Raw genomic sequence first — 5,568 nt, 5'->3', positions numbered from 1 at the left:
ATCGCCTCGGCCGCGAGCGCGGCGGTCACCCCGGGCACGCCCACGACGTCGATGTCGTCGCCCGCCTCCGCCGGCGCCGGTGACGCCATGGCGTAGACGCCCGCGTCGCCGCTGCCGATCAGCGCGACCGCGTGTCCCTTCCGGGCCTCCTCGACCGCCGTGCGCGCCCGCTCCTCCTCGGCCCCGAGCCCCGACTCCAGGATCCGGGTGCCGGGCCGCAGCAGGTCGCGGATCTGGTCGACGTACTGGTCGAGCCCGACGAGCACGGCGGCACGCCGCAGTTCCGCCCCGGCACGCGGGGTGAGCAGATCGCGGGCACCGGGCCCGAGCCCGACCACCGCGAGCCGCCCGCGCCCCGGCCGCCGTACGACGGCACAGGTGGCCATGGCCGACTTCCGCTTGGGGACGAGGAGTTCACCGCCGCGCACCAGCGCCGACGCCTCCGCGACGGACGGCGTCCCGACGGCGGCGAGGGGCGCGTCGGAAGGGTTGGGCACGTCGACCTGCGCCAGCTCCTCGGCGGAGTACGTCACCAGAGGCACGCCGAGCCGCTCGGCCGCCTCGACGATTCCGGGTTCACCGGCCTTCGCGTCGACGGTGGCGAGTTCGGCGACGCTCCGAGGGGACAGTCCCGCCTCCCGCAGGCTGCCCTCGATGAGCCCGAGGACCTCGTCGACGGGGGCGTTCCTGGAGGCGCCGACGCCGACGACGAGGGACGGCGGGCGGAGCAGCACCTCATGCTCTGCCGGGTCGGTCGCCCGGTCCGTCACACGGATGGTGTATGCCCCCTCCGCCGCGACCGGCAGCGCAGGCAGGGGCCATGCCGACTCCGCGCGCAGAGCGACCGGCTCACCGTCCAGCAACGCCCGCGACACCGCGGCCACATCGCCCTCCACGGGCAGGCCCAGGGTGTCAAGACCTGCCAGCCCCGTAGCGTCGGTGGCCGTCGTCACCACGGGCTCGGCGCCCAGCAACCCACCAACTTCACGGGCGAGTTCATTGGCGCCACCCCCGTGCCCGCCCACCAGCGAAACAGCGAACCGCCCGCCCTCGTCGACGCACACCACACCGGGATCGGCGTTCTTGTCCGAGAGCAGCGGCGCGACCAGCCGTACCACCGCCCCCGTCGCCAGAAAACACACCAGCTGCTCGCACTCCGCGAACGCGGCCCGCACGGCGTCCCCCACGGGACCCTCGTACACCCGCGTCCGGTCCGGCCACGCCGCGGCCAGCCGGTCCCGCGCCGCCGCCCCCGCCGCGGTGGCGGAAATGAGGCCGATCACTGGGCATCTCCTTCACGACAGGCTTGAGGCCTTGTGCCCCACAGCAGAAAAACGGGATTGGTCGCCGCGAGCCGGGTCACGTCCCCCGGCAGCGGCGCCAGCCGTGACGACTGCAGCAGCACGCCGTCGCAGTCGAAGCCGGCACCGGTGAGCGCCTCGCGGGCCGCCGGCACCCGGTCGAGCGCGGCCATGGCGACGACCACCGCCCGCCGGGCCCGCCGCGCACACGCCGTCACGATGGCCGGCAACTCGCGCCCTCCGCCGCCCACGAACACCGCGTCGGGATCGTCGAGGCCGGCCAGGACGTCCGGCGCCGTCCCGTGCACGACGTGGACGTCGACGCCGTGCGCCCCGGCGTTGGCGCGGATGCGCTCCACTCCGTCGGCCGTCTTCTCGACCGCGACGACGGCGGCGCCGAGCCGGGCGCATTCGACGGCCACCGAGCCGGAGCCGGCACCGACGTCCCACACCAGGTCGCCCAGGCGCGGCCCGAGCCGGGCCAGGGCCAGCGCCCGCACCTCGAACTTGGTGATCATCGAGTCACGGTGGGCGAACCCGGCCTCGTCCAGCGCCCATCCGGGGGGCGCGGCAGGAGGCCCGGCGACCGTCCGTACAGCGCCAAGCGCACGCGTCTCGTCCAGGCACAGCACGACACTCACGGCCGTACCCCAGTCGCGGGCCGCGGCCTCGGCGGGCGTCACCCGCTCCACACGCTCCCGCTCCGGATCGCCCAGCGCGGACGCGACGACCAGGACGCGCTCACGGTGCAGCAGCGCGGCCCCCAACTCGGCCGGACCGGCGCCAGGTCCCGTCAGCACGGCGACCTTCGGCCGGGCCCGGCACACGTTCACCGCCGTCCGAAGTTCCCGCCCGTGCGCGCTGACCACCACGGCGTCGTCCCAGGGCAGCCCGATCCGTGCGAAGGCGGCGGCGACGGACGAGACGCCGGGCCGCACGTCCAGCCGCCCGGCCCCGAACCGCTCCGCAAGCGCCCGTACGATCCCGAAGAACCCCGGATCCCCGGAGGCCAGCACGACCACCGGCCGGTCCTTGGCGACGTACTCCTCGATGGTGTCCAGCGCGGGCGCCAGCGGCCCGAGCACGATCCGCTCGGCGCCCTCCGGCAGCCGCACGCTGTCCAGATGCCGCCGCCCGCCCACGACGAGCTCCGCCCCGGCGGCCACGCCGTCCGGCAGCGCGGCCCCCGTCCCCGTACCGACGACGGTGATCACGTGCTCGCACCCCGCTCGCGCAGCGCCCGACGGGCCTGCGGGTCGGCCTTGCGGTAGCCGTGGAAGTGACCGGGGTGGTACAGGTGCGAGCGGGTGCCGTGCGCGTCGAGGGCCGGACCGACCAGGAAGAGGGTGTGCTTCCAGAGCTTGTGCTCCTTGACCGTCTCCTCCAGCGTGCCGATCGTGCATTTCACGATCAGCTCCTCCGGCCACGTCGCCTGGTAGGCGACGACGACCGGGGTGGTCGTCGGATAGCCGCCCTCCAGCAGCTCCCGCACCAGCTGCCCGCTGCGGGCCGCCGACAGGAAGACCGCCATGGTCGTGCCGTGCTTGGCGAACTCGCGTACCTCCTCCCCGGGCGGCATCGGCGTCTTGCCGCCGCCGAGCCGGGTGAGGACGACCGACTGCGCCACCTCCGGGATGGTCAGCTCCCGCTGTGCGAGCGCGGCCACCGCCGAGAACGACGACACACCAGGCACGACCTCGGTCGCGATACCGACCTCGGCGCACCGGTCGAGCTGCTCCTGCGTGCCGCCCCACAGCGCCGGGTCGCCGGAGTGGATGCGGGCCACCTTCAGGCCCTCGGCGTGCGCGCGCTCGTACACGGCGACCACGTCCTCCAGCGACATCGTCGCCGAGTCGAGGATCTCCGCGCCCTCCCGGGCGTGCTCGAGGACCTCCGCCTGCACCAGGCTCGCCGCCCAGATCACGACATCGGCCTCGGCGATGGCGCGCGCGGCACGGAACGTCAGCAGATCGGCGGCGCCGGGGCCGGCACCGACGAAGGTCACCTTGCCGGTGGGGGCATCGGCCATGGGAAATCGGTCCTCTCCTACAAGTCCTACGAGTACTGCGGCTGGTGACGCCATCGGGGTCCCCTCGAGCGAGGGGAGTGCGCACACGCCCGTCGATCCGATAGCAAGGGCGCATGGCTGTCTTCGTCGCGCTCGGCGCGTTCCTGATGACGCTGGCGGGCGGCTGGACGGCCCTGCGCGTCACCGACCGCCGGCACCTGGTGCTGGGCCTGGCCGGCGGCCTGATGCTGGGCGTCGTCGGCCTGGACGTGCTGCCGGAGGCACTGGCGGCGGCGGACACCGAGCTCTACGGGGTACCGGCCGCGCTGCTCCTCTTCGTGGCCGGCTTCCTGCTGGCCCATCTGGTGCAACGCCTGCTCGCCGCCCGCCGTGCCGACCGCACCCCGGAGGTGGGCCTGACGGCGGCGGCCGCGCTGATCGGGCACAGCGCGATGGACGGCGTGGCGATCGGCGCCGCCTTCCAGGTCGGTGGCGGCATGGGCGTGGCCGTGGCGCTCGCGGTGATCGCCCATGACTTCGCGGACGGCTTCAACACGTACACGCTCACCCGCCTGTACGGAAACGCCCGCCGCAGGGCGCTGACGATGCTGTTCGCCGCCGCGGCCGCACCGGTCGCCGGCGCGGCCTCGACCCTGCTCTTCGCCATCCCGGAGCCGCTGCTCGGCGCCTACCTCGGCTTCTTCGGCGGCGCACTGCTCTACCTCGCCGCGGCCGAGATCCTGCCCGAGGCCCACCACGAACACCCCGCCCGCTCCACGCTGCTGTGCACGGTCGCGGGGGCGGCGTTCATCTGGCTGGTGGTGGGCATCGCGGAGTGAGCCCTCGAGGTTCACAACTTGCCGCCCCGCCCGCCGTCGCGCCGCGCGGGCGCGATGAGCGTCGAGAGATACGGCAGCGCAGTCCCGTCCAGCTCGCCGGCCGGCCGGACGGACTCCTCCGGCAGCCCCAGCGCCGACCCCCACACGGCCCCGTCGAGCCGTCCGCTCTCCCGCAACGCCTCCGCGACCTCGGCCGCCTGCCGCCCGAACTTATAGGCGACGACGGTCCCGGGCCCGTTCAGGGCCTCCTTGAGCACGGCGGCCCCGGCGGTCACCGGCACCAGCGTCAGCGGCTCGGTCCCCTCCGTCAGCACGGCACCCGACCGCGCCGCGAGGTCCTGCATGGCGGTGATGCCGGGCACGGTCTCGACGACGGTCCCCGGGACCAGCTCGGCGATGGTCTGCGCAAGATAGGTGAACGTGGAGTACACGTTCGGGTCCCCGATCGTCGCGAAGGCCACGGCGGCATGCCGGGTGAGCAACCCGGCGACCCGCTCACCCGCCGCGTCCCAGGCGGCCTCGCGCCGCGCCCGGTCGCTCCGCTCGTTCAGCGCGAACACCACCCGCAGCACCTTCTCCTCGGGCACGTAGTGCAGCACGGTCGCCTCGGCGCGCCCGCGCTCACCGCCATCTTTTCCATCAAATGCAGCCATGACCGGGACGACGACCACGTCGGCGGCGCGCAGCGCGTTGACGCCCTTGACGGTCACCAGCTCCGGGTCGCCGGGACCGACCCCGACTCCGATCAGCCTGCTGCTCATGACGTCCGGCACCTCTCCACGAACCGACGGGCCGCACCGGGCGCGGACGCCCAGTGCGTGTGCAGATAACTCGCGTGCACACCGCGCTGTACGAAGCCTTCGACGCGCCGCTCGGGCGCCCGTATGCCCCAGGCAGGGGCGGTACCGGACCCGGGCTCGACCACGGTCCGATGAAACTCGTGCCCACGCATCCGCGTCCCGGCCCCGGCGAGCACGCTGTCGCTCACGGCGACGGCGTCCCGGTAGCCGAGGGTGAGCCGCTCCGACATCCGCGCATCCGCATCGAGCACGCCGCACATGGGCAGCCCCTCCAACTCCCGGCACAGATACAGCAGCCCGGCACACTCGGCGGCAACAGGCGCGCCCGCGAGCGCAAGCTCCCCAATGGCTTTACGAAGCGGCTCGTTCGCGGACAACTCGGCGGCATACACCTCGGGAAACCCGCCCCCGATGACCAACCCGCACGTTCCTTCGGGCAGTTGCTCATCACGAAGCGGATCAAAGGCCACGACGTCGGCCCCCGCAGCAGCGAGCAACTCACTGTGCTCGGCATAGGAAAACGTGAAGGCCGCTCCACCGGCAACGGCAACTCTCAGCCCGTCTGGGGGTACCCCCTCTGGGGGAGTTCGAGGACGAGGCCCTTCGGGCCGATAGGGGGG

Annotated in this window: 5 protein-coding genes and 1 pseudogene; 1 reads left to right on the top strand and 5 read right to left on the bottom strand. The window is 73.7% G+C overall.

Annotated elements, in window-relative coordinates:
- The 3 genes from ACTWQJ_RS45515 to cobM form a co-directional block, all read right to left on the bottom strand.
- On the bottom strand, window positions 1-1,283 hold a 1,283-nt coding region (locus ACTWQJ_RS45515; RefSeq protein ID WP_443312258.1), incomplete at its 3' end, for a cobalamin biosynthesis protein.
- On the bottom strand, window positions 1,280-2,515 hold the full coding sequence (cbiE, locus tag ACTWQJ_RS45510) for a precorrin-6y C5,15-methyltransferase (decarboxylating) subunit CbiE (RefSeq protein WP_443312257.1): 1,236 nt from the start codon (window positions 2,513-2,515) through the stop codon (window positions 1,280-1,282). The genes ACTWQJ_RS45515 and cbiE, both read right to left, overlap by 4 nt.
- The gene (gene cobM, locus ACTWQJ_RS45505; protein WP_443312256.1) at window positions 2,512-3,330 is read right to left on the bottom strand and encodes a precorrin-4 C(11)-methyltransferase; all 819 of its coding nucleotides are present in this window, start codon (window positions 3,328-3,330) and stop codon (window positions 2,512-2,514) included. The genes cbiE and cobM overlap by 4 nt, the downstream gene beginning before the upstream one ends.
- 113 nt (window positions 3,331-3,443) lie before the next feature.
- Between cobM and ACTWQJ_RS45500 the strand changes: the two genes are divergently transcribed.
- Window positions 3,444-4,148: a ZIP family metal transporter gene (locus ACTWQJ_RS45500; RefSeq protein WP_385509092.1), complete on the top strand. Its 705-nt coding sequence runs from the start codon at window positions 3,444-3,446 to the stop codon at window positions 4,146-4,148.
- Window positions 4,149-4,159: 11 nt separating this feature from the next.
- Here the strand turns inward: ACTWQJ_RS45500 and cobI are convergent, their stop codons facing one another.
- Together cobI and ACTWQJ_RS45490 are read right to left on the bottom strand one after the other, a co-directional pair.
- Window positions 4,160-4,909, bottom strand: coding sequence for a precorrin-2 C(20)-methyltransferase (cobI, locus tag ACTWQJ_RS45495; RefSeq protein WP_443312255.1), 750 nt, complete (start codon window positions 4,907-4,909; stop codon window positions 4,160-4,162).
- A pseudogene (locus tag ACTWQJ_RS45490) lies at window positions 4,906-5,568 on the bottom strand (cobyrinate a,c-diamide synthase); the annotation flags it as partial. The gene cobI and the pseudogene ACTWQJ_RS45490, both read right to left, overlap by 4 nt.

Source organism: Streptomyces sp. KR55, assembly GCF_052245645.1.
GTDB classification, from domain to species: domain Bacteria; phylum Actinomycetota; class Actinomycetes; order Streptomycetales; family Streptomycetaceae; genus Streptomyces; species Streptomyces flavusporus.
The sequence above is the reverse complement of the archived record's forward strand: the minus strand, read 5'-3'. Positions and strand labels throughout refer to the sequence as shown.